The sequence below is a fragment of the Pseudoalteromonas sp. MIP2626 genome, assembly GCF_013414205.1.
GTDB classification, from domain to species: domain Bacteria; phylum Pseudomonadota; class Gammaproteobacteria; order Enterobacterales; family Alteromonadaceae; genus Pseudoalteromonas; species Pseudoalteromonas nigrifaciens.
Window position 1 is genome coordinate 1 of record NZ_JAATTW010000036.1, and the last position, 23,532, is coordinate 23,532.

The window sequence follows — 23,532 nt, forward strand, 5'->3', positions numbered from 1 at the left end:
TTACATCTGTGCTTGCCTTGATGAACTGTGCCAGCCTGAGCCCGATATCGACAGCTTGTTACCCTGGAATTTTAAAATATAGGTGTAGTTCGCTAGACGCTCACAATGAAGCTTTAAAGTGGTGCGTACTTCAAGCTGAAAAATTACCTTTCTCGATGATTTCTCCTGATTCTTTAGTGTGGAAACTTGCAGGACGAGTCCAGATGGCTTGTACTGGAAGTGCACTTCATCCTAATCACTCTTTTCAAACAGATGAGCTTCCTGATTTGTTTGAGCAATTACTGATTCAACTACAGGATTTTCCTTCCCCCCCAGATCCTTACCGACCACAAATTAATGAGCCGTCCATAAAGATGGAAAATTCTGTAAGAATAATCTGCGGATTTTCGGGAGCAGGAAAAACAGCTTGGGTATCAGAAGCCGCCAGACATACAACTGATACTATTGTTTACTATGATGTCGGAGAGCTTCCTGGCTCAGCTTTAGCTACTTCCCTAGTGAGAGAGCTTGCTCCAAGAATTGTAGAGAGCCATTCTGATACAGTAAGAAAAATTTTATACCCTGGAGCGACTGGTCTTGAGTCTTTAAGTGCTCTAAGTATTCATTTAAAAAGTTTGGATAAACAGCCTATTATTGTATTGGACAATTCACATAAAATGCCTGCTGAGAACCTCCGTTCTGTTATTAATGCAGCGAGTAGTATTCAGTTCATATTACTGTGTCAGCCTTCAGATAACCTGCGCTTGATTGAGGCTCAACTAGGTATTGATCGTGAAGTTCTTTCTGGATGGGATTTAGATACGGTTGCAGTAGTAGCTCAAGCATATGACTGTAAAGGAAGTGTTGCTGCATTAGATAAGCTTATTAAACTCACAGGAGGAATTCCGCTTTATGTTCAAAGTGCAGTAGAGCTTTCTGCAAGCCAAACCGAAGGTGATTTAGATATCTTTTGTCATGAACTTGAAACACTTACACATACAGTAGAAACCTCACAAGAGATCATCCTTACTAAATTATTTGCATCGTTTCCGGTGACAACACAAAATATTTTATCGGTTTGGAGCCTTTCTGATGAGGCATTGTATCAATCTGAAATAATAGAGTTACTTAAAGGGGTGTTAAATTTACAGTCGCCAATCATAGTTGAAACACTTAGAAAGTTAAGAACTTCTGGTGTAATAGAGATTTACGGAGGTGAACGATTAAAGGTTCATGATGCTATTAGGATACTTGGCAGGCGAAATTTAGTAATGATGGAAGACGATGCTTTATTGCAATCACAGCGTTCTCTCAAAAATATACTAATGAAATCATTAATAGAAAAACGTGATAGCTCAAGGTTTTCTTTATTCATTCGTACACTTGTTGCGTTAGAAGAGGTTGAGCTTTTAATCGAGCTGGCAGGAGAAGAGCATTTCCATGAAATGGGCATTAGTAATGAAATAAAAGCATTCTTAAAGCCTATTGCGGGTTCTTTAGAGGCTAGTCCCAAACAACGTTTCTGGGCGTTAGATGGTTTGGTATTCGATGCGACTCATCATTGGGGAATTCATACTACAGCTATTTTTTTGGATCAGATGAAACAGTTGGTGGAAGCAAATCAATTAGGAACCAGGGAAAAGCTTTCATACATGATGAAGCGAATGCTTTATGAAGCTACACAAAGTAATACAGATAAAGTAATTAAGCTAATGGATAATGCATTCAATGAGATTCCTGATGATCCAGCGTATCTTAGGGTTTTTAAATATAATGCGGCAGCCTCACTAATGGAATTAGGGGATATAGATATTTCATTACAAATACTAGAGGATCTTATTCCTGAATATTTTGATCTAATCGGTTTCCAGTATGAGGAAATGCGAGGTAAAAACTCTTCTGTTCTTTTGAAAGAAATCAATAAATCCCCTGAATTGCATGATGATCTGAAAAGGTTAGCTACTGCTTTGTCATTACGGGGGGATTGCTTGCCTAGTAGAGAAAGACTAAATATTAGAATTCAATGTATGAAGTTATACGAAATGGCGCAAGCTTATGACTCTTTCATTAAAACGGCTCAAAATTTAGCAGATGACTTTGTAGAGCTACAGGATTTTATTGGAGCAAAAGAGGTAATGGACCAGCATGTCATGCCTAATATATCAAAATTAGGATTATTAAATCGTATGTTTGATGTGAGATGTCAGTATGCTGTAATACTTGCATATTGTGGAAAATTTTTAGAATCCGAAAAGGAACTTATGCGACTTGAACCTCTAGTCGCAGGACAGCCCAAAGAAATGCAGGAGCAGATTACAAATCAACGTAGGCTAATTAGTGGGATACGTAGTAAGGCGCTAAGAGCAATTTAGTACAAAAATCAATAAAAAATTGGCCGCAACAAGCCATGTCCGTACGGCTCAAGGATGAAATATAAAAAATGTCATGGGTAATGGTTTTAAAGTATTAAGATTTGTTCTGAGGCGCTTTGGGGATAAACCTAACCCATGCAAAAATGATAGGAAAAATTTAAATTGTAAATGGATGTGAGTTTTTAAGTTAAAATTGCAGTTTTAGACTTAAAGTTAACATCAAGTGATGAAAGTTCAACGACCGCTTTGAGCGAAAAGCGGTCATTGAGGTTGGCTAAATATCGTCGTTAATTGATTTATTAAACAGCTCTTTGCGCATATATTCATGAAAATGAGCGACGCGCGCATATTGTTCCATTTAACTTTACTTAAAAGTTTTAGAAAACTTAGTGATAGTAATACCTTAGGTTATTTGTTAAAACTATATAAAGTAGATAAGTGAGTGTGGAGTCGGCAGAAATATGCGCGATGAGCGCACTGTTAAATTTTTCAAGGAAGAATTTATGAATTTCAAAGTTATTAAAAATGTTGTATTAATTGGAATTGTGCTAGCCGCGGTGGCTGCTGCATTTTTTAAGGCACAACAATACAAAGAGGATTACACTTCTGATTTTGTTGATGAAACGATTTACTCTTCGGTATTAAGCGAAAACAGGAAAATCTTTGTTCGGCTACCTAGTAGTTACGAGCGAAGTAAAAAATACCCGCTAATTATTAAAACTGACGGTAATTTTAATCTGGTACGCTGGGATGAAACACTGGCTGAGCTAAGCTCACAGGACATTATAGAAGATTCTATAATTGTTGCTATACCTAATTTGTTTTGGGTTGATTCGAGAAACAGGGATTTAGTTCCTCCGTACGCTCGACGTGATGTAAGTATTGAAGCTCGCCCTGAAAACGATAATCATCCGGATATATTTGGTAAAGCTGATAAATTTTTAGCATTCATCGAAACTGAATTGCTCCCATATCTTGAGAAGAATTACTCTATCAACGACAACAGGTTGTTAAGTGGCTTTTCGGCAGGTGGGAGTTTGGTACTCTATACAATTGTTACTAAACCGGATCTTTTTAGCGGGTACTTTGCTTTTAGCCCAGCAGCTTGGTACGACGATTCGGTGGTTGTAAAAGAGTTTGCAGAAAACTTGCCCGCTACCGATGGTAAACCTATTTTCTTATACCTTAGCTTGGGTGCAAAAGAAAACGAAATTATTACTGGTTCTTTCAAAGGGCTACTTAGTGCTTTGGAAACCAATGCTCCCGCCAATTTACAATGGGCACACAGTTATAGCGAAGGTGCTGGGCATAATGCAAATCCATATGTTTCTGTGCCTAAAGCGCTTACTAAGTATTATGAATTTTGGGCGAAAATTTAACAAGGCCAGGCAAGGCGACGTCTTTTCCGTTACGGCGTTGCTTTCACTACAAAGCCGCGCGTGCTGGCTGCGTTGAGGCTGTAGAATTACTCTTTTTTAAGAAAAACAGCCTGTTTTATGGGTTCAAATACATTACCTAATGCTCTAAAAACGCTTAGAATTAATTGCAGGAGCTCGTTTTTTAATTGATTTTGGCTGTTGGAGTTATTCTACAGCCTCGTTATGTGAATGCCCAAAAAAGCGAATGAAAGCGAATGGGGTCAAATCTTGACTTCACACATTAAGAATCTTCAATGTCCATTCATGGCACAGAGCCGTCCTTCGGCTTTAACTTATTTCTGTCCAAAAGTGAGTTTCCATCTTTGTTGTCACAATTTTTCTTTGGATAGGCACGTTGATTGAATCTAAGTTTTGATCTTTATTGTCATACATACCTTCTATTGACACGAAAGGCGGACTGGGAAGGCAAGAAAGTTTCAAACATTATTGTTATGCATACTTAAAAGTGTAACATCTCCTTTAATGGTTAATATCTGCGGTTGTAAGGGTGAACTGAACTAAAGCATAGTTCTTATAGAGGTAGTACTTTCTGTGCTGATTGGAATCTAACAGAGGCGATGTTGCCAAACTCATTTCTGCCCCAAAACGTGTTGAGGCGAATGCCTTAAAAGAGCGATAACCGGTCATTGAGACTGGCTAAACATCGTCGTTAATAGATTGGTTAAACTGCTCTTTGCGAATATATTCATGAAAATGAGCGCTGTGCGCATATTGATGCATTTAACTTTACCTAAATAATTTAGAAAACTTAGTGATAGTAATGCCTTAGATAATTTGTTAAAACTATATAAAGTAAATAAATGAGCGTTAAGTCGGCAGAAATATGCGCGATGAGCGCACTATAAAATTGTTGAACTAAGCCGCTACGCGGAGATCCTATTCTGACCATTTGAGCCACACTTACCTTGGGGTTATCCCATAACTTGGAGGTAAGTCATGAATACACTCATTGAACAAGTCAAAACTGAAATAGTCTATCGTGGTTATTCGCAAAGTACCTGTAAAAGCTACTGTGAACATTTACTAAAACTCAGTCATTATTTTAATAGACCACTCGATTCGATTACTGATGACGAACTTAACGCCTTTTTTAACGATCCCGCTATTCGTAAACTGTCTAGAGCAAGCCAAAAAGTACAGATAAACAGCATTTGGTTTTTGTTTAAGAATATTTTACACCGGCCATTGAACTTAGATGTCGCATTGCCAAAAGTGAAGTCGCGCGCACCCACCTATTTATCACGTGATGATATGCGGCGGCTGATAGAGAGCTGCACGGATGATATGCGCTTAAAAACATTGATTATGGTGTGCTATGGGTGTGGCTTACGTATTAATGAACTGCTACGCATTAAAGTGCAAGATATCGATGGACAGCGTAAAACTATTTTAATTGAACAAGGTAAAGGGGATAAATCACGCTATGTTGTTGTATCAGATAGCGTGCTGGCTCAATTACGTTGTTATTGGAAAATGTATCACCCAACAGGTTGGATGTTCTATTCACGGTTATTAATGGATAAACCTATGTCAGCATCAACCTTCAGGAAGCCATTGAGAAAACATGCACAAGCGTGTGGCTTAAAGCACTGTAATCCACATACTTTACGCCATGCTTATGCAACACACCAACTTGAATCAGGTATGCCACTTCATCAACTGCAACATCAGCTTGGCCACAGTGATATTAAAACCACACAAAGTTACTTACATTGGTTACCAGAGTTAGGTCATGGCGGCATTGATTTGCTTGCGAGCTGGAGTAAACAATGAACGCCTTACACCTCGCTGATATTTTAAACTCAAGCCTTGAGAGTTATCGCCAACATCATACGGTGAGTTATCAACAACTGCGCGTGTGTCAGCACCTTCAATCATGCAGAACGGGTCAGCTCGGTTACCAAGCATGGCAATGTGATAACTGTGGTGAGTCACAAAAGATTGGATGTAGTTGTCGAGACCGTCATTGTCCGCGTTGCCAAGGCATGGCTACTGCTAAGTGGGTGCAAAGGCAGCAAGAGGATTTATTACCGTGTCGGTATTTCCACCTTGTTTTTACGCTCCCTCATGAGTTGAATATCATTGCGCACTATAACCCAAGCGCGTTGTACCAGTGTTTATTTAAAGCCGCATGGCAAACGCTGAGTAAATTTGCGAAACGAAAGAGGCATGGTCAGTTAGGCATGACAAGTGTACTGCATACATGGGGGCAAAACTTAGGTCAGCATATCCATTTACACTGTTTGATACCCGCAGGCGCGCTTGATAAAGCGCACTGGCATAAAATAGAAAAAGGCTATTTATACCCCGTTAAAGCATTATCAACAGTGTTCAGAGGGAAAATGCTGGCGGCGCTCAATGAATGCGATAGTTCATTCGCGAAGGTAAGCACGCCAACCAAATGGTGCGTGTATAGCAAAGCTTGTTTAACGTACAGTGAAAAGCTAGTTAGTTACCTTGCTCGTTATACCCGAAAAGGCGTAATGTCAGAATCACGATTAGTGTCAGCGACTGAAGAAACAGTGAGCTTTAAATACCGCGATTATGCAGATAACAACCGCGATAAAGTCATGACTCTGAGTTGTGATGAATTTTTACGGCGTTACTTACAACATGTATTGCCCAAAGGGTTTATGCGCATTCGCCACTATGGCTTTTTAGCTAATGCGTGTCGCAAGCGAAAGTTAGGGTTAATAAAGGCTCAAGTATCAGCAACCCCATGCAAAGCGGTGAAGCCGAAGGTAGAGCAAGAACGATTAATACCCCATTGGCCTTGCCAGTCATGCAAGACGGGTACTTTACGACTTATTGGTGTGATGAATTTAGATGAGGCGACAAACAAAGTAGCGCGAACGAGTTAGCAGCCTTGCTTGCTGCATCAAATCAATAAGTTAACCTGCTTAATTGTTCAGGCTAGCGGCCTCTGTACGTGTAAAAAATATAATTGCTTATTAAGGCAAATTTAGGTGTAATGAATACATAATAAGCGCTGAGCAATGCAGGGAAAGCTTACATAACACTCGCTAAGCTGATTAAATTAGCGAGGAAAGTGAGAGCCTCTAAAAAGCAAATTCCCATAGCATAAACAACACCAACTCTGACACACCGAGCAGGTAGCGGCTCAGTCCAACAAGTGATTATGCAACACAAACAGCGTGTCGCATAAATACTAAAATGTTATGCATTTCCGTAAGCTGGAGAAATCAGTGAACCCAATCTACGACACTAGTAATACTTTCGCGAAGATTATTGCTGGAGAGGCCCCCTGTGTAAAGGTCTATGAGGATGATTTAACGCTCGCATTCATGGATATAATGCCGCAGAAGGATGGTCACGTATTAGTAGTACCCAAGGAACAAGCGGTCACAATTTACGATCTGTCTGCAAAAGCTGCTCAAGCATGCATGCTAACCGTTCAGAAAATAGGTAAAGCTCTCGAGCGCGCTATGGGGGTGACTGGGTCAACCATATTCCAGCACAATGGCTCTTCTGCCGGTCAAACTGTGGGGCATTTTCATTTTCATGTTTTTCCGGGACCTTTGTTGGTGATAAAAGACCATGGCGTGCAGTTTGAAGAGGTTGGGAAGCTTAAAGAGATAGCTGCGTTAATCATTGCACAATTAGAAAGTCCACATGCATAACAAGTGCAGGCACGGCGACGCCCACTACATTGCGCCTCCGGCTCCATTTCGTGGGCGCGCGTGCTGCAAGCGTTATGTTACCGAATAAATATTCCAACTCATTTTTGTCCAGAAACGTGTTACATACCAATGTCCACATAAAAAATCGTTTATTTTTGTAGCAAAGCATAATGCGTACAATTATACTGTGTTAATATGGCGCTGATCCATTTCTGTGTTGGTCTGCTATACTGATTAAATCAGATTATGTATAGGAGCACTTATGAATAATATTCAGTTTGCCAATCTTCAATCTACTTTAGAAGAGCTAACTTTTGTTCAGTTGAAAAGGCTCCGACAGCATATTGAGGATATGATTTCTTCGAATCATGCTGGCAAAGCTATTGCTGTCCATGAGGAAGGTGTTGCTGAGTGTGCTCATTGTGGAAGTCACGAGTTCACTAAATACGGCACTACTGCGCGAGGCCAACAAAGGTACATGTGTAAAGTTTGCTCTCGAACATTCAATTCGCTCACTGGTACACCACTATCTGGTATGAAAAAGCAAGATAAGTGGCATCAGTATTCTGAAGGTATGTGGTTTACAGCAAAGATCAGAGAGGCTGCAAGTGAGTTGGGCATTAACGTTAAAACCGCTTGGCGATGGCGGCATCAGTTATTATCCAAGCCAAGACAAAGCAAGCCTTCAGAGCTTCACGGCATTATTGAAGCTGATGAGACTTTTATCAATGAGTCGTTTAAGGGGAAGCGTCAACTGGATAGGCCAGCACGTAAGCGTGGAGTTAAAAGCAATGATATACGCAAAGTCCCTGTTTTACTGGCACTTGATCGCAACGGTGCTGTCACTCATTTTGTCTTGCAAAGGAACACCAGAGAAGAGTTGGAGAGGTCGCTAGCTCCAGTATTAACGCCAGAGAGTGTCTTGTGTACTGACGGCAACTTATCTTATCAAACTATCGTTAAAAACCTGCCTTTTGAACTTGATCATAAACGGCTTATAGCTGTGGATAATCAGAGAGTTATAGATGAAATTTATCACATACAAACACTGAACAATTGGATGATGCGCTGGAAACAATGGCTTAGACAGTTTAATGGCGTTGGAACTGATTACCTCGATAATTACGTTGCTTGGTTTAGGCAAATGGATCAGTCACAACAAGACGATAGCTGGATAGTTCTGGCACTATAAATAGTTGGAATTTTAATGAAGATACTTAAGATATTTACCGTTTTTTTTATTACGTTTTTCATAGCTTCATTTGGGTACTTTAAAAAAGACGCTATTGCTTGCGAACTGATAGGGATCTACCACTTTAATGAAGTGTCGCCAAACTTTTATGTTGATCAAAGCATCGACAACCTACAGCAAATTGAGCTATCACATGCTTTACAAGAGGCAATACAAAGAGTTTCAGATATCTATGGCGTTCCTACCTCCAGTCCTAGAATCATTGCAACAGCCGAAACTAAATATGCCAAATTCGGATTTAACCCCACAGGTATGCAAAGTTCTGGGTTCTTTAGAGAGTGTATATTTCTGGGTCCAAAGGGACTAAATACTGACGTAATAGCCCATGAGCTTGTTCATGCCGAAGTAAGGCACAGAACAAATCTGTTTGTCGAACTAACTCAGCTACCAGCTTGGTTCATTGAAGGTACAGGAATCAAGGCAGATTACCGAAAGCCTTTTTTATTAGAAAACATTGATGTGACAAATGATGACGTAACTAAGATTAAGTCGGTGTTTTACCTTAGTGACTTCCCCAACACCGACGTAAAGTATTACCAAGCATCGCTAATCGCTGTTGAGCCGATGGACCCAAAGAGCATGTATAGTGGCCTAGAAAGATTGAATAATGGCGAACAGTTTGAGGACGTTTTTAACGAACTTTTTAATTATTGATTAATCTTGAAAATTTTTATTATCAACACAGAAATGGAACAGCGCCGTTAATATACAGTGAATTAGGGCGATTATGCTTTGCATTAAATCCACATCTGACTTTGAAATTGAAAGTGTGAAGTACCCTAACTTTCCCCTCTTAACGTGGGAAGTTGATAATTCAGATCTAGGGATTGAATCAGGAATGCTTTGTGTAGAGGCGTTGCAGTTCTTGGTATATGAGTGCTTAAAACGAGGTCGAGTGAATAGTGAGAACACTTGGTGGACGTATGGCAATCACCTAGCTCAATTCCTGACATTCTGTGAGCAGAACAGTTTGGATTGGCGAGACATTTCAGAAAGCAGTGAAGATGAAATGTTAGTCAGTGCTTATCGTGACCTTTGTGTTGGTGAGTTTGGCATGTCGGTAAATTCAACCAATCAGCATTTAAGAACGATAGTGCGTTTCTATTCTTATGGCGTCGGTAAGTGGTTTAAGTCATTACCTTACTCTCTAGAATCCGTTTCAGTGAATAAAGGCCAGCAGTTTTTAGCTCATACAGAAAGAAATGGTGGTAAGAAATACAGCTCTGATTTGATGATGAAAACCTTTGAGAAAAAAGCTCAATTTTTATCGGTAATTGAAGTGCGAGATCTTTTATCTGCGATTGAAAATTCAACCTTAAAGCTGATGGTTCGCTTATGTCTACAGACAGGAATTAGACGAAAAGAACTGTTGCTGTTTCCCTTGAATATAATAAGAAAGCCTACTGGAAACAGAGCTTACTATGAGGTCAATATTTCACGAACCAAAGGTGAGAAAGAGCGCAAAATACACATCCCGACACGATTGATGGAGGACTTGTGGCGTTATGTCAATGAGGCTCGTTTTCAGAAGCAACAAGAGTCGGAAGTGGAGTCAAATTGCTTGTTTTTAACGCCTGATGGTCAAGGGTGGGCTTCTCAAGGTTCTGCTTTTGGTAAGGCTCTCAAGTCGCTTAAATTACCCTTTCACGTATCACCGCATATGTTAAGGCATACTTATGCAACGCACATGCTGAAAGGAATGTTAGAGCATAAAAGCAGTAAATTTGAACCGTTGATGTACCTACAAGCTCGGCTTGGACATTCAAGTATCACAACCACGATGAAATATTTACATTTGGTTAATGATTTGGTCGATGACTTGTCGATTGAGTATCAACAACAGATTGATGCGATTGTGTAGGTGAAATATGGCGAGACAAAGAAAAAAACTGTCTATTAACAAAGACAAGCTAAAGAAAACATCGGCAGTAGAGTCAACAACTGACACTGCTCAAAATCGAGAAATAGTCCGACCAATCAACCCTGTAGTGAATTACCCGAATATCGGTTCAAAAGGTGGCAATGGTTCTAACGTCAATTTTACTCGTTTCTATGGCAAAGGTTATGACGACATTACAAATCGAGTGTACTACACCGCAAAAGCTCTGCTGAAAAATACCGATGCTCTTAGCGAGGAAACTCAAAAAGGTTATTTTAAAAATGGTTTTTTCCATTTCGCTGAATACCTTACATTATTTAGGTATTCAGCGGGTGAGGACTTAACACAAGATGACATTACGCCAGAGTTGATCGAGCAATATTTACTGCACCTTAGAGGTTGTGAGTTAGGGTATAACACCCTAAAAGGTTACTACACTCATCTCAAGTCAATGCTGATACACATGAGGGACAAGGGCTATTGGTCAGTCATTGATGACATAAACCTAAACAGTGATTTCTTTCCTAAGAGCCCATTTCCAAATTCAAGTAAACGTGCAAAGGGCGAGAAACCACTGACTCCCCATGAAAAAAGGCAGGTGGTGGTTGCGCTAAAACAAGCAATTAAGCCGATTTATCAAAAGACCGAACCACTAACAGGTTATCAGTTAACACTGTGTTTGTTAGCTGTGGCGATTCAGACAGGCATCAACACATCTCCGCTTCTCAATATGACTACCGACTCATTGACCGACCACCCACTTAAAGATTGCCGCAAGCTCTTAACCGTATTCAAAAAAAGAGGCAACTCCACGCAATTGCACAATTTACGAAAATCACAGGAACTTGAAGTAGTGCAAGGAATAAAGCTTGATGTGGCTTATCTTATTGAGGCTATCATTGAGCGTAATAGCCAAGTGAGAAAGTCTATCGATTCCGACTTGGTATTTGTCTATGAGCCTAGAGTTGCCCACATAGGTGCAGAGAGAGGTACGGTCTCCTCTCTAGCAGAAAGGCTGCTTCGATATAACATCAAAAAATTCATCAAAGAGTACGACTTAAGAGATGAAGATGGTCGAACGATGAAACTTAATGTAAGCCGTTTTCGCAAGACGTTCATCAATGGTATTTATGAGCTGAGTGGTGAGAGTTTGTTAATTGCTGCGCGGCAAGCCAAACACAGTGGGACAGGAACGCTTGACCACTACCTGCAAGCTCCTGAGCAATCAAAGCGCAACTTGGGCTTAATGGGTGAGATACGAGTTAAAGAGCTAACGTGCGCAGAGCCAAGTGTCCCTGTAGGGCATTGTAAAGACCCTAAGAATGGCGATAAAGCACCGAAAAATGGCTCGTTCTGTAATGACTTTTTAGGCTGCTTCCGCTGTAAAAGCTTCGTTATTACAGGTGATGATTTGTACAAACTCTTTAGTTTTTATTGGGCGATTATTCGAAGCCGTGACGAGTTTGGTCGTAAAGACTGGAAGCGTCATTTAAAAAATGTTCTAAGAATCGTAGATGAAGAAGTTGTCCCTGAATTTGCAAAGCTTGGTCAGCTACAGCGTGTAGAGGCTGAAAAAGAACGGGCAAGATCTAATCCACATCCGTACTGGCAAAACCTTGATATGTTGAAGGTGACGCAATGAGTTCAATTGTGTTAATACTCACGCAAGCTGAGTTTGCAATTCAGCAATGCCCAAAGCCAAGCACCAGTGCGCTTGAGCAAGTCATTGATGGCTCTCTAACGGGTATCGTGACCTACATTAAACTCGCCAATGGTGAATACCAAACGCTATCTCGATTTGAGGAAGATGTATGGGTGTTTCCTGCTAGGAAAGGTACGAAAGCAACTATAGCAAGTGCATTAAACCTTACTTTTTCTACGATTGATGATACTCAAATGAAGCGCATGGCAAAGTGGGTAATCTGGAGCAAATTCAAAAAGGGGTTAGCTCTTAATACTCTTGTGAAAACATTGGACAAGTTGAAAAGTTATTTTCAGTGGGTTTTAAGCTCAGATACTACAGTTACACATGGGCTGACAGCTTTTACCTCAAATGCCTACGTTAGGCATGTAAATACCCTGCACTCAAAACGAAAAGGCGAGACTAAACCACTGACAGCAGTCACCAAGGTGGATAGATTCCGCGTTCTAGAATACCTTTATTACCACTGTAAAGAGTTTGATTTTGTCAAAGAGCATCCTTGGCCTCAATCAACCGCTAATGAGCAAGCAGGGTATGTTGGTGAAGCGTATCGGGAAGCCATTACCAAAGGTAAGACCCCCATTATTCCAAATAAAGTGCTAATTCCGCTGTGCCAGTTCACTAAATCATACCTAGATAAAGCTGATGAAATTCTGGAATCGTCAAAAAAGAGAGAAACATTGCTACTTCGAGATAGCTGTATCTTCTGGCTGTTACTCACAACGGGTATGCGTATCCATGAAATATTAGGCATTAAGCGTGATGCGTATCGCTCTGAAACGAAAGGTGACACCACTTACTACCACATCGAAACTGTCTCTGAGAAAACACATACAGGGTTAGCTGAGTGGATTGCGCCAAGGATAGCCACGGAAGCGATTGATATTCTTGGCCGTTTGAGCGCTCCACTTCAAGACCAACTTGAGTGTGATTTACTAAAAGCGAAAGCAAGCAACGATCATGTGGAAGCACATCGACTTGAGGAAATCTCAAACCACATCTGCCTATCGAAAAACCGGGGAAAAGGAAACGCAATTTACCTATTGTCAGGGGTGGCAATGACTAACACTAGGTTGCCAAACTTATGTGAACAAATAGGGAATAATTGGAACCTATCAGCGCACCAATTCAGACGTACCTTTGCTAATTATGCGGTTCACTCTGAATTAGGTGACTTGAGAGCATTAAAAGACCACTTTAAACATTGGTCAATTACCATGACCACTTTGTATGCCTTTAATGATGCTTTTGATGCTGAATTGTTTGAAGAAATGCTTCGAGAGAAATATCTGGTTGAAGAAGAAATTAAGCAAGATTGGTTTGAACTAGACATGCCTATCACTGGTGGCGACATAGCTCAAAACATCATGAAAGTCCGTGAGGATAAAGAGTTAATTAAATCTTTTGGCTCTCTTAGTGCTATGGCAAAGGCATACTCTAGCTCCATACCAATTCGCTCAACAGGTATTGGGTGGTGCACCAATGATGATGAGTGTAAGTGTGGTAAGCCTGATAGCTGTGAAAGCGGCATTGTAGATAAGCGACACCTGCCTTATTGGGAGGGAATGCTAGTGCAGCAAATGAAACTGATGCAATTGGATGATATTGGTGAAGCTGGTAGAGCGGCGGTAAAAAAAGGCATGGAACGCTGTGAAAAGGTTCTAGTGGCATTGGGTATTGATGTTGAAGCTATGAAGCAAGAGATTAACGAGAGAAAGGATATCGAGGTGATAAATGTCTAACCAGAAAGAAAAAGCGACACATAAAGCGGTTCGACTTGCCATTGTTCGAATCGAAAAAGGTCGTCCAAATACTGTTTCTCATAAACGCAAAATGAGTGTCGCTGCCGTTGCCGAAGAAGCAGGTGTAAGTCGAGCATTGATTCACCGTGATTGCCCTGAACTATTAGAGCGTATTAAAGGCGGTGTAAACAAAGATATTCGACAGCAACGTGATGCCAAACAAACTGAACTTAATAAATACAAAGACCGCAATCGAGACTTGCGGTCTGAGGTGGCAGAATTGAAAGCTATGCTCGCTAAAGTTCAATCACAAAATGCTACGTTAATACGAAAAAACATGGCTCTGAGCAATGTTCTTGCGGACAATAGCAATGTAACGCAACTAATATACAGCTAACTGCCTGAATTTAATGTTAATAATTTCAAATTAAGGTTACTTTTGAGATAGTTAAAAACATCCAAAAGTGTAACCTCAAACAAAGTTATATAAAACAGAAGGTTAGCCATAGTTACATGTAACGAACTATTTATAATTATTGTCTTCCGACATTTGGATTATGTTTTTTATATTTGCGTAATGTAAAAAAGCACAAGTGGAATCACAAGCGAGTTTACCGCATTTACCGTGATCTTGTGTTAAATTTGCGGATCAAGCCAAGGAAACGCTTAAATAGAGATAAGCCTGAGCTATTGGCAGTACCAGAAACCATCAATGAATGTTGGTCAATGGATTTTATGCATGATCAATTAGCGGATGGCAGAGCATGTCGATTGTTTAATGTCATTGATGACTTTAATCGTGAAGGGCTGACTATTGACGCTGATTTATCACTTCCTGCTGAACGTGTGATCCGCTCGTTAAATCAAATTATAGAGTGGCGTGGTAAACCCAAAGCTATCAGATGTGATAATGGGCCTGAATATATTAGCAAGCAGCTAGCGCAATGGGCGTTAAATAATGATATCGAATTACGGTTTATTCAACCCGGTAACCCGCAGCAAAATGCCTATATAGAGCGCTTCAACCGAACGGTTCGTTACGACTGGCTAAGTCATTATATTTACAGAGATATTAGTGAGTTACAAGATAAAGCAACCGATTGGTTATGGACTTATAATAATGAACGGCCTAACATGGGGATAGGTGGCATAACCCCCATACAAAAACTGGAAAAGTTGAACAACGAAGATTCTACAGATAGCCTCCATTAAAAATGGGGGGATTACCGAGGCTTTACAGCAAAGAAATACACAATGGGAAGCTTTGAATTCAGAGGGCAGACTAGCGTTTAGGCAAAATGAATATAAAAAAATAGTAGAATCACTTGTAAGTAATTCTCCAGGAGAAAATGATGCAATATGTTTTCATGCAGGGGTTGAATTGTTTGAAAATGACAGGACACCACGCCACCATTATATTCAATCGTCTTTTGATTCAAATGTATGCCAAAATAACAAAACCACTTCAACGAGAAGACCATGAAACAAGAGAAATATTAGAGCTGTTTTACAAAAAATATTGTAGAACATAAAGGCCAATAGCACTTCTGGGGAGCAATACATCGTTTAGAGGATCAGCCGACATCCTTTTTCGCGCGCCTGTTAGGGCGCAAGAAAATAAAAAAGTTCTTAAATATGCATCAGACAGTAGTCTGTCAGGGCCCTTTCTATATCTTGTTTTTGTGATAAAAATACATCAGCCACTACTTTACTTTCATCTTTTATGACGCGGTATAGTATTCGAATGCCGCCTTTGTTGTACTCTCTCCATGTTTTAATTCCAAGCTCTTGCATTAGAGGCGGTGATATTTGGCAAGATTCCGGTGCTCGTTTTATTCTTTCCTCAAAGTCATCTATTATTTTCTCTATTTTACTAATAACTTCTATTTCAGTTGAGTAGTATGATAGATGATTGATTAGGTTTTCCGTTGTCTTATAAAATGATTCGGTGTATTCAATCTCAAATTTTTGCGTCATTATTTATTTTCTCCGCTTCAAGTTTACGATTGGCTAATCGTTTCTTGAATGAAGCACTAGACATAACTCTGTTGTTTTTTGAATCTTCTACAGAGAATGATAAAAGCTTCAATAAAGCGACCGCTTCATCTCTTCTTTTCTTCTCTGCAAATGACTCAATAACAAACGATGGGATTCCGTTCTGAGTTATAATCATAGGCTCATCAAGTGTTAAAGTAGCCGCATTTTTCTTTAGGTAGCTGATAGTCTCAACTCTCATGGTATTCACCTTTTTATTTGTTCCAAATTAAGCACGAAGTATTCAACTGCTTACTTAAATTATAGCATGAGAATAATAAAAGACTAAATTTAGTCTTTATTTAGGCTTCCCCACAAGGTGTATATCTTTATTTTAAGGTTTATCCACGAGTACCTTAGGGTAAGTCTTTTTGTGTGTAGATTTTTTTAGTTGATATACTCCTCCTAAAGAAGAATAAATAAGGATTCTATTCGTGACGTTTTTAATGAGTATGTGACAGAAGAGTGGTTTGGTTTATCGTTTAAAGAGGGGGTTTGGGCGCGGGTATTCCAAGTGTTTCATGCATTATTATTTGTTCTACTTGCTATGCGTGGATTTGTAATAGGTCTTGTTATTGCAATGATTGTTGGGGCGGGTATCTTCGTACAGTGGCTTATTTTTGGATGAAGTTTTAAATAAAACTTTTCCTATACTTAGTGTTATATCCTATTTTCATAGCTAATCATTTTCCCGTTACTTCAATTCCACTGCATCCCTACTTTAAATCATAAGTTCAAAATGTTTAATAGTTTATCGCATTAGGACTAGTTAGTCATGTTGCCATTAAATGCATTAATACTTGTTAAACATATAATTTATTAGCTTTTAAGGCTGCCAGGAAGTTGGGTAAGAGTTTTAAATGGTGTTGTGTTAGCCATTGCTTTTACCTTAGGTGGTGCTGAGGGGGGGCTAGCTACTCAGGATAAGCGACTTTAGAGTAATTAGGGATCACTCTTTAACTAACCTAACGCTGGACATTTAACAATGAGCCTATTTTTAATCAAAATACCTTATTGGATGTATACCCACTAATTGAAACAACCGTTGAAATGCGGTGTACAAACACCAGATGTTGGCTAAAGTAAATAGAACAGGTCAATAACCTACTTCAAAATCCAGTGATTTAAAACAATTGAAAACTAATCAACAAGACATATTTGATAGGTAAAAAATTTTCCGTTTTCAAACAAATAGCAAACCGTAAAGGTTGGACTTTTGAAGATATTGGAAATCAAAGAGACATTGACGCGGATACGGATTTAAGTGGTAAGGCTCATCTAGACCATCATGCATTTAAGGGTTTATAATAAACAAACCCTTAACCCCGAGCTCCTTCCCGGCCAACTTCATTGCTTTTTCTATTTTTTCTCTCTCTTTCTCACCCTAATCTCAGGGCGAGGCCAGCCAAAGTAGTACCACAAAAGTTAATATTAAAAGTATTACATGGTTAACTTTCATTATATTGCATGATGGTCTAGTCTTAACCTATTAACTGTAATTTGTTCTATCACTACAAATATCGAGTGCATGCCATGCCTTTTATCACTGACCGGTTTGATGAGTTGAAAAACAATATCCGTTCTCTCAATACAATTCTCACACATACGCAACCATTGGCCGCTCTTGCCTACCCACTACCCTGCACCTCAAAGGGAATGGAAAGTGAACCGGTTAAATATATTGCAGCAGAAGAACATACCGGACATAAGGCTGTTGAACTCGCGGCATCCTGCTACCAAGACCTTTACATACAACCAGGCTATTCACAAAAATCAGCGCGGCGCACTGTCGGCGTTATTTGGCTCTCCCCTGCCCAAAACCCAACAAGCATTACTATCCCTGAGCTGGTGGATAAAATAAACACGGCAAAAACGGATATCGAAAACCATATCATTCAAACGTATGAAACAAGGCAAGACCGGTTTGAAGCGCTTCGCGCAGAGTGCCCTGGTATTATGACCATGCACCTATATAGGCATATTCGATGTTATTCAGAGCAAAACATTCAATCAATTCGATTCGCCTGGCAAAGAAAGGACTCGCTATCAAAGCCGGTTAAAAAAGACCTTTTACTTAAAATTGAAGAGGAGTTTGATAGATCGGGGCCAGAATACCGCGTACCTCTTGAGCAATTGATCAATAAAATTAAGCAAACTCCTGGGGAGCTGCTTAGGATACGCCGGCAGGTTCGCGTACAACCGGCAGCAAATATACGTTTTGATGCTGGAATAAAAACAGTAACAGCACCAATGCCTATAATCATAATTCAAAGTAATGAGCTTAAGCTTAAGGCTTTAACTGATTTTGATGCTAGATCACAAAGAAAAATACGCTCTGATAAAGTGGTATCAGAAGTTATCGGCTCCTTTGGTGGGGTAACTATTGAGGTGTTTTCAGCTCGGTAGTATGCAGCTTTCTAATACCTTTATCAAAAATATTAATGGTGACATTTAGTAATGCCACAAGATGTGGCAATACAACTTACGAACCGGCAATGATATTTAACAACAATTAATAGTGCACTTGCTCGATTGGCGCGACCTTTTTCTTTCCTAGATAGCCTGGTGCTGTTTACATCTGAGATTTTTCTCTGCGCGCTTTATAAGCAATGGATTCTATCACTTTAACCCCCCCTAGGCATAGAGTTACAAAGCGTGGCTGATATGAGCACTAAATTAGTTAGTATCATTGAGTCTAAGCTGAATTCACTAAAGAGTCTAAATTCAAGCCTGTAATATAAATTTGATTTATTCAGGTTGAATAATTTCAAAATAAAATCATAAGCGAATGAAATTAATGGATTTAAATGAAAATTATCTTTGAGGAAGTTTTACATACATTTACTCATAAACCTTGACCTTTGCGGATTAATATTTGTTCAAACTAGGGGCCATTTAATCGCGGCGCGAGGTTTGTAACCTAGTGGACTCGATAACTGCTCCTGCGTTATTCTACTGGCTTACATCCCTGTAAGAATAAGTAAAAACCGAGCAAAGCTTCCGCGTCCAGCTCACGCCCCTTACCTACATCCATGTCATAGGTAAGATCTTAAGAAATTGAGTTGAAGCTCAATTCATGATCAAATGGTTGTTATCACACAAACCATAAAATCAAGAAAAGAGCTTCAAATGAATGCAAACATTTTTATTAATAAGTTAAAAAGTATTCAATGAAGCAGAAGAAACGCTTGATGAGTATCATAAAGCGCAATTGGCCACATCGCCCTCAGTAAAGAAAGAAAAAGCCAAACCGAAACGCCGCCCACTGCCGGCGCAATTACCACGAGTAGACGTGATTGTTGACCTCAATGAGGGTGAAAAAGTATGTGATTGCTGTCAAAGCACCTTACATTGAATTATCAAAACCTAACAAACCACTTGATAACAGAAAGTATCAATTACTTGTGGGTCCTAATAAAGGCGAATAAAGCTTAAATATGACCACGTTTGAATTCGATAATAAATTCAACCGTGATCATCATACTATTTGTAATAAAGTTATTAGTATTATAGATAATCAATAATAATTCGCTGACAATCATATATACAGCACTACCTATGAAAGTGCCCTGATAATCACCCACCAAATAACCATGGTTTAACCTCATCATAATTTTCCAAATACAAAGGCTTTTGTAAAGGGTTGCTAAAGATTTTTAATAAAATTAAAGTATCAAAATTCAATTAGATACAAGTAGGAATAGCTCATATGGCTTCTATTTTATGGTAACTGTAAAACATATTTAACAAAAACGATTGCGTAAAGTCACCTAAAACACGAGATTAAATTAGTCATTGCTGTAAACGACCTTAATAGTTACGATGCAAAAATATGTTAATATGGTTACCTTACGCAAAAAAACTTGCTATACATAGGCTTACTCCAGAGAATAACCAAACAATAGAAAAATCATGCCAAAGTCTAGTGTTATTATACACAGTCAGGGGATTGCTTTTATCAACCCAAAAAGTACATCGCTCTCCGTATTTATAACGAGCACATAAATGCTCGTTATACTCAACTAATATGCTATGTATATGCCCATTAAAACGAAAACTGACTAGCATAAATTTATGCTGCATCAGTTCTAATGCTACTACGCGGGTATTAACAACTGAAGTAATCCTGTCAATTTCGCATACACGCCAATGATGTTTACTTACTTTACATTTTAACCACCTCAATAAAGGCAATAAACCTAAAACAATAAAACCTATTCCCAACAGCAACAGCATCGCACTCATTTTTTGCTAGCCTTGCAAAGACTGATAAACTTGGCCAGCTGCAATTAAGTCACTTAGCGCGGTGCCAACAGACTTAAATACCGTAATATCAGTTTCATTAAAGCGCGCAGTCGTGTTAATTTTAGCTAAATCAGCTAACTCAGCGCACACATCCTGCTCACTAAAAACCCCTTCTTTGATGGGTAATAGTAGATCGCCTGCTTCACCAAGTACATTAATTTTACTATCAACATATACACGACTGCGAATGATGGTTGCTGTATCACACTCTCGGTGCTCACTATGATGATTACCAATTAAGTCAACATGAGTACCCGGTTGTAACCAGTTACCATCAAACAGTGGGGTTGGTGAGCCTGTTGCGCAGCTGATCACGTCAGCACTGCCAATAAGTACTTCGCAACTTTGTCCTATTACAAAATTCACCTGTGGAAATACGTGTTGTAGTTGCGCTTGTAATATGGCGACTTTTTGTTGATTACGGGCAACAAGTGTAACCGTTTTATAATCTCGTACTGTTAGGTGCGCACGGATCATATAGGCGGCTAAATTACCGCTACCAAAAAAGACAAGGTGCTTACTATTTTCCCGTGATAAATATCGACTTGCCAATGCTGACACCGTACTGGTACGCCATAACGTAATACATGTGCCATCAACAAGCGCAAGTGGTTCTCCATACTCGCGTGAAAATAACATTATTTTTGAGTACAATGAGGCGTATCCAGCTTGGCTGTTTTTTGGAAAATAGGTAAACGCCTTTACGCCAATAAATTGCTCATTCCAAGCCGGTAAGACCGCAAAAGCATCATGATTAGTGTCACTCTCATTGAGTTCGTACACATTACGTTTTGGCATACAAAAGTGTTGAGAAAAACCTTGTTGCATCGCCTCTAATAACATTTCAAAGTTAAGTGCGCTGTCTATTATAGTTTTATCAATAATTTGCATTTTTATACCTCCAATTCAAAAGGTTTAGGTGCATGAGTTAAAATTTCATACCCAGATGAGGTGATCAGAATATCGTCTTCTAGTCGCACACCACCATAATCAGGAATATAAATACCAGGTTCTATAGTGATGACATTTCCTAGTGCTAAATCATAATCACTGTTGACATTAATAAATGGGGATTCGTGTAAAAACAAACCAAGCCCATGGCCTAGCCCTTTACCTGCATATTGACCAAACCCAGAATTATCTAGCACCTGTTGTGATGCGTTTTGTAATTCAATACAACCGACTCCCGGTTTGAGTAAATTAATGGCGGTTTGCTGTGCGGTTGCGACACTATCGTAAATTTGTTTTTGTTTTACTGATGCGTGTCCAAGTACATAACTACGGGTCATGTCTGAGCGGTAGCCATTAACGACTGCACCAAAATCTAAAGTAATAAAGTCACCCTCGCTAAGTATTTGATCACTTGGACTACCGTGTGGCAAAGAAGTACGCTCTGCAAACATTAAAATAGTTGAAAATGACATGCCCTCAGAACCTAACTTTTGCATTCTAAACTCAAGTTCTAATGCTAAATCTCGCTCACTGACTCCAGCTTTAAAATACGGCAATGTCTGTGCTAAAGCTTCATCAGCAATCGCTGCGGCTGCTTTAATTTGCGCCACTTCCCAATCGTTTTTAATCATGCGTTGGCGTTCTATTAAACCTTGAATAGGTTGCAGCTCATGTTGAGATAGTTCTGTTTCGATTTGTTGCCACAGCGCAACATTAATAAAAGCAGCATCAAATCCTAATCGACTATTTTCTGTCAAAAAACGATTAATGCAATGGCCTAAACTTTCGTTATCACGGTCTCGGCTAATAACATCAAACCCTTGGCATTGTGTTTGGGCTAACTCAAAATAACGATAATCAGTAATAAGTAAGCAGCGTTCTGCTGTTACTAACGCATACGCAGCATTGCCGCTAAAACCACTTAAGTAAAGAATATTTTCATGTCCAAGCACTAACAATGCGCTAAGATCCTGTGCGGCCAATTGGGTTTTAATAACCTGTTGACGCTGTAAAAAATGGGTCTTCATTTAAATATAAATCCTTGCTTTAAGGGATCTCGAGGATCAATGAAAAACGTGTGCTTGCCGGTCACAAAGGCGTTGGCACTCACTCTTGGGATAATTCCTGCAAAATCACCAATCTGGCGTGCTTCCTTTACTTGCACGTTAAACACGGAGCCTAAAATGCTTTCAATGTTAAACCCCTGATTAATCTTTAATTGGCCTTTTGCAAAAGCCAGTGCGGCACGAGCACTGACCCCCGTGCCCGTTGGACTTCTATCAAGTTCTCCTTGAGCAAAAATACACACATGACGGCTAAATACATCATGATTACTAAGTTGCGTGTTAGAGTAAAAAATAACCCCATATAAAAACCCTAACGCATCATCTTGCGGATGATGCGGTTGATACTGGGTATTTACTTGCTCTTTAATCGCTTTACCTAACATCACTATTTGTTGATAATTATCTGGCGTTAAATTTAAGTCGATTGTGTCTGCATCAACAAAGGCGTAATACGCACCACCAAATGCTATATCACAACTGATTTGGCCATACATGGCTAACTCAACCTGCATATCTTGCTGATCAACAAAACTGACAACGTTATCAAAATATACCTGCTGTAAAACATTATTTTTCAACGTGATATACGCTTTAATTAATCCTGCGGGAGTATCAATGCGCAGTTCATTAATCCCTTCTTGAAAATGGCTAACACTGCAGTCTTTTGCAGCCGTTGCAAGCGCAATAATGGCATGGCCGCACATAGTGCTATAACCCTCATTATGGAGAAAAAGCACGCCAAAGTGGCTATCTGCGCGTTCTGGTTCAGTGATCAACGCGCCGTACATATCACTATGACCGCGAGGTTCAAACATTAATGCTTGGCGTAAAGCGTCAAATTTAGCTAAACATTCGGCACGTTTTTCAAGCATAGTGCCTGAGGTTAATTGAGCAAAACCATCAACAATAATACGCAACGGCTCGCCACCGGTATGCATATCAAGAGTATGAATTTTTTGCCAATCATTATTTGGCTGTTGCCAATGAGAAAATAAAGTCGGGTTCATTTCTTCCTCCTTTAAATTTGCATACAATATATTGCTTATGACTATATCTGCAATAACTAAAAAATGCCGAGCAGTTTCCTGCTCGACACAAAAAGCTGTATCACTCTTAATAGAGAATGTGCTTAAACATCACACCAATCATAGTAATTTCGCCTGTTAGAA

Annotated in this window: 19 protein-coding genes and 2 pseudogenes; 15 read left to right on the forward strand and 6 right to left on the reverse strand. The window is 39.5% G+C overall.

Going from position 1 to position 23,532, the window contains the following annotated elements; all coding sequences use genetic code 11:
• The first annotated feature begins 353 nt into the window (after positions 1 to 353).
• The 12 genes and pseudogenes from HC000_RS13500 to HC000_RS13560 form a co-directional block, all read left to right on the forward strand.
• Positions 354 to 2,351 carry an ATP-binding protein gene (locus HC000_RS13500; RefSeq protein ID WP_257025534.1) on the forward strand — a complete coding sequence of 666 codons (1,998 nt, stop codon included), beginning with the start codon at positions 354 to 356 and terminating at the stop codon, positions 2,349 to 2,351.
• Between the two features lie 461 nt (positions 2,352 to 2,812).
• A complete protein-coding gene (locus HC000_RS13510; RefSeq protein ID WP_257025530.1) occupies positions 2,813 to 3,730 on the forward strand; it encodes an alpha/beta hydrolase-fold protein in 918 nt (305 codons plus the stop codon).
• A 996-nt stretch (positions 3,731 to 4,726) separates the two neighbouring features.
• The gene (locus tag HC000_RS13515; protein ID WP_179807925.1) at positions 4,727 to 5,563 is read left to right on the forward strand and encodes a tyrosine-type recombinase/integrase; all 837 of its coding nucleotides are present in this window, start codon (positions 4,727 to 4,729) and stop codon (positions 5,561 to 5,563) included.
• On the forward strand, positions 5,560 to 6,651 hold the full coding sequence (locus HC000_RS13520; protein ID WP_179807926.1) for an IS91 family transposase: 1,092 nt from the start codon (positions 5,560 to 5,562) through the stop codon (positions 6,649 to 6,651). Before HC000_RS13515 ends, HC000_RS13520 begins: the two co-directional genes overlap by 4 nt.
• 345 nt (positions 6,652 to 6,996) lie before the next feature.
• Positions 6,997 to 7,431: an HIT family protein gene (locus HC000_RS13525; protein ID WP_198527814.1), complete on the forward strand. Its 435-nt coding sequence runs from the start codon at positions 6,997 to 6,999 to the stop codon at positions 7,429 to 7,431.
• A 262-nt stretch (positions 7,432 to 7,693) separates the two neighbouring features.
• The gene (locus HC000_RS13530) at positions 7,694 to 8,623 is read left to right on the forward strand and encodes an IS1595 family transposase (protein WP_179807927.1); all 930 of its coding nucleotides are present in this window, start codon (positions 7,694 to 7,696) and stop codon (positions 8,621 to 8,623) included.
• 15 nt (positions 8,624 to 8,638) lie between these two features.
• Positions 8,639 to 9,337 (forward strand): hypothetical protein, encoded by a 699-nt coding sequence (locus HC000_RS13535; protein WP_179807928.1) that lies wholly within the window; start codon positions 8,639 to 8,641, stop codon positions 9,335 to 9,337.
• A gap of 73 nt (positions 9,338 to 9,410) precedes the next feature.
• Positions 9,411 to 10,544, forward strand: a complete 1,134-nt coding sequence (locus tag HC000_RS13540; protein WP_024592040.1) for a site-specific integrase — start codon at positions 9,411 to 9,413, stop codon at positions 10,542 to 10,544.
• Positions 10,545 to 10,551: 7 nt separating this feature from the next.
• The gene (locus tag HC000_RS13545) at positions 10,552 to 12,204 is read left to right on the forward strand and encodes a phage integrase SAM-like domain-containing protein (RefSeq protein WP_179807929.1); all 1,653 of its coding nucleotides are present in this window, start codon (positions 10,552 to 10,554) and stop codon (positions 12,202 to 12,204) included.
• On the forward strand, positions 12,201 to 14,006 hold the full coding sequence (locus HC000_RS13550; RefSeq protein ID WP_179807930.1) for a site-specific integrase: 1,806 nt from the start codon (positions 12,201 to 12,203) through the stop codon (positions 14,004 to 14,006). The genes HC000_RS13545 and HC000_RS13550 overlap by 4 nt, the downstream gene beginning before the upstream one ends.
• Positions 13,999 to 14,403 carry a TetR family transcriptional regulator gene (locus HC000_RS13555; protein ID WP_165745027.1) on the forward strand — a complete coding sequence of 135 codons (405 nt, stop codon included), beginning with the start codon at positions 13,999 to 14,001 and terminating at the stop codon, positions 14,401 to 14,403. The genes HC000_RS13550 and HC000_RS13555 overlap by 8 nt, the downstream gene beginning before the upstream one ends.
• Positions 14,404 to 14,555: 152 nt before the next feature.
• Positions 14,556 to 15,218, forward strand: a pseudogene (locus HC000_RS13560) (IS3 family transposase); the annotation flags it as partial.
• 417 nt (positions 15,219 to 15,635) lie between these two features.
• Here HC000_RS13560 and HC000_RS13565 read toward each other — a convergent pair.
• Both HC000_RS13565 and HC000_RS13570 read right to left on the reverse strand, forming a co-directional pair.
• Positions 15,636 to 15,983 (reverse strand): type II toxin-antitoxin system RelE/ParE family toxin, encoded by a 348-nt coding sequence (locus HC000_RS13565; RefSeq protein ID WP_024608499.1) that lies wholly within the window; start codon positions 15,981 to 15,983, stop codon positions 15,636 to 15,638.
• Positions 15,967 to 16,242 (reverse strand): prevent-host-death protein, encoded by a 276-nt coding sequence (locus HC000_RS13570; RefSeq protein ID WP_024608500.1) that lies wholly within the window; start codon positions 16,240 to 16,242, stop codon positions 15,967 to 15,969. Before HC000_RS13570 ends, HC000_RS13565 begins: the two co-directional genes overlap by 17 nt.
• Before the next feature lie 252 nt (positions 16,243 to 16,494).
• On the opposite strand from HC000_RS13570, the gene HC000_RS13575 reads away from it, so the two are divergent.
• From HC000_RS13575 to HC000_RS13585, 3 genes and pseudogenes are all read left to right on the forward strand, one after another.
• Positions 16,495 to 16,668, forward strand: coding sequence for a hypothetical protein (locus tag HC000_RS13575; RefSeq protein ID WP_158001147.1), 174 nt, complete (start codon positions 16,495 to 16,497; stop codon positions 16,666 to 16,668).
• 905 nt (positions 16,669 to 17,573) lie between these two features.
• Positions 17,574 to 18,446 (forward strand): DNA replication terminus site-binding protein, encoded by an 873-nt coding sequence (locus HC000_RS13580; RefSeq protein ID WP_179807931.1) that lies wholly within the window; start codon positions 17,574 to 17,576, stop codon positions 18,444 to 18,446.
• Between the two features lie 775 nt (positions 18,447 to 19,221).
• Positions 19,222 to 19,395, forward strand: a pseudogene (locus HC000_RS13585) (IS66 family transposase); the annotation flags it as partial.
• A gap of 494 nt (positions 19,396 to 19,889) precedes the next feature.
• On the opposite strand, the gene HC000_RS13590 reads toward HC000_RS13585, so the two are convergent.
• From HC000_RS13590 to HC000_RS13605, 4 genes are read right to left on the reverse strand one after another with little or no spacing between them, the layout of a single operon-like run.
• The gene (locus tag HC000_RS13590; protein WP_179807932.1) at positions 19,890 to 20,285 is read right to left on the reverse strand and encodes a hypothetical protein; all 396 of its coding nucleotides are present in this window, start codon (positions 20,283 to 20,285) and stop codon (positions 19,890 to 19,892) included.
• A gap of 6 nt (positions 20,286 to 20,291) precedes the next feature.
• Positions 20,292 to 21,236 (reverse strand): ornithine cyclodeaminase family protein, encoded by a 945-nt coding sequence (locus HC000_RS13595; protein WP_179807933.1) that lies wholly within the window; start codon positions 21,234 to 21,236, stop codon positions 20,292 to 20,294.
• A gap of 2 nt (positions 21,237 to 21,238) precedes the next feature.
• Positions 21,239 to 22,324 (reverse strand): Xaa-Pro peptidase family protein, encoded by a 1,086-nt coding sequence (locus tag HC000_RS13600; RefSeq protein ID WP_179807934.1) that lies wholly within the window; start codon positions 22,322 to 22,324, stop codon positions 21,239 to 21,241.
• A complete protein-coding gene (locus HC000_RS13605) occupies positions 22,321 to 23,370 on the reverse strand; it encodes a proline racemase family protein (protein WP_179807935.1) in 1,050 nt (349 codons plus the stop codon). The genes HC000_RS13600 and HC000_RS13605 overlap by 4 nt, the downstream gene beginning before the upstream one ends.
• Positions 23,371 to 23,532 lie beyond the last annotated feature (162 nt).

Excerpts from the sequence above, each read along its gene's own strand:
- HC000_RS13590 (WP_179807932.1), bottom strand. The coding sequence starts at position 20,285 with ATGAGTGCGATGCTGTTGCTGTTGGGAATAGGTTTTATTGTTTTAGGT.
- HC000_RS13605 (WP_179807935.1), bottom strand. The coding sequence starts at position 23,370 with ATGAACCCGACTTTATTTTCTCATTGGCAACAGCCAAATAATGATTGG.
- HC000_RS13520 (WP_179807926.1), top strand. The coding sequence starts at position 5,560 with ATGAACGCCTTACACCTCGCTGATATTTTAAACTCAAGCCTTGAGAGT.
- HC000_RS13550 (WP_179807930.1), top strand. The coding sequence starts at position 12,201 with ATGAGTTCAATTGTGTTAATACTCACGCAAGCTGAGTTTGCAATTCAG.
- HC000_RS13510 (WP_257025530.1), top strand. The coding sequence starts at position 2,813 with ATGCGCGATGAGCGCACTGTTAAATTTTTCAAGGAAGAATTTATGAAT.
- HC000_RS13580 (WP_179807931.1), top strand. The coding sequence starts at position 17,574 with ATGCCTTTTATCACTGACCGGTTTGATGAGTTGAAAAACAATATCCGT.
- HC000_RS13555 (WP_165745027.1), top strand. The coding sequence starts at position 13,999 with ATGTCTAACCAGAAAGAAAAAGCGACACATAAAGCGGTTCGACTTGCC.
- HC000_RS13545 (WP_179807929.1), top strand. The coding sequence starts at position 10,552 with ATGGCGAGACAAAGAAAAAAACTGTCTATTAACAAAGACAAGCTAAAG.
- HC000_RS13595 (WP_179807933.1), bottom strand. The coding sequence starts at position 21,236 with ATGCAAATTATTGATAAAACTATAATAGACAGCGCACTTAACTTTGAA.
- HC000_RS13600 (WP_179807934.1), bottom strand. The coding sequence starts at position 22,324 with ATGAAGACCCATTTTTTACAGCGTCAACAGGTTATTAAAACCCAATTG.
- HC000_RS13570 (WP_024608500.1), bottom strand. The coding sequence starts at position 16,242 with ATGAGAGTTGAGACTATCAGCTACCTAAAGAAAAATGCGGCTACTTTA.
- HC000_RS13535 (WP_179807928.1), top strand. The coding sequence starts at position 8,639 with ATGAAGATACTTAAGATATTTACCGTTTTTTTTATTACGTTTTTCATA.
- HC000_RS13565 (WP_024608499.1), bottom strand. The coding sequence starts at position 15,983 with ATGACGCAAAAATTTGAGATTGAATACACCGAATCATTTTATAAGACA.
- HC000_RS13540 (WP_024592040.1), top strand. The coding sequence starts at position 9,411 with ATGCTTTGCATTAAATCCACATCTGACTTTGAAATTGAAAGTGTGAAG.
- HC000_RS13500 (WP_257025534.1), top strand. The coding sequence starts at position 354 with ATGGAAAATTCTGTAAGAATAATCTGCGGATTTTCGGGAGCAGGAAAA.
- HC000_RS13515 (WP_179807925.1), top strand. The coding sequence starts at position 4,727 with ATGAATACACTCATTGAACAAGTCAAAACTGAAATAGTCTATCGTGGT.
- HC000_RS13530 (WP_179807927.1), top strand. The coding sequence starts at position 7,694 with ATGAATAATATTCAGTTTGCCAATCTTCAATCTACTTTAGAAGAGCTA.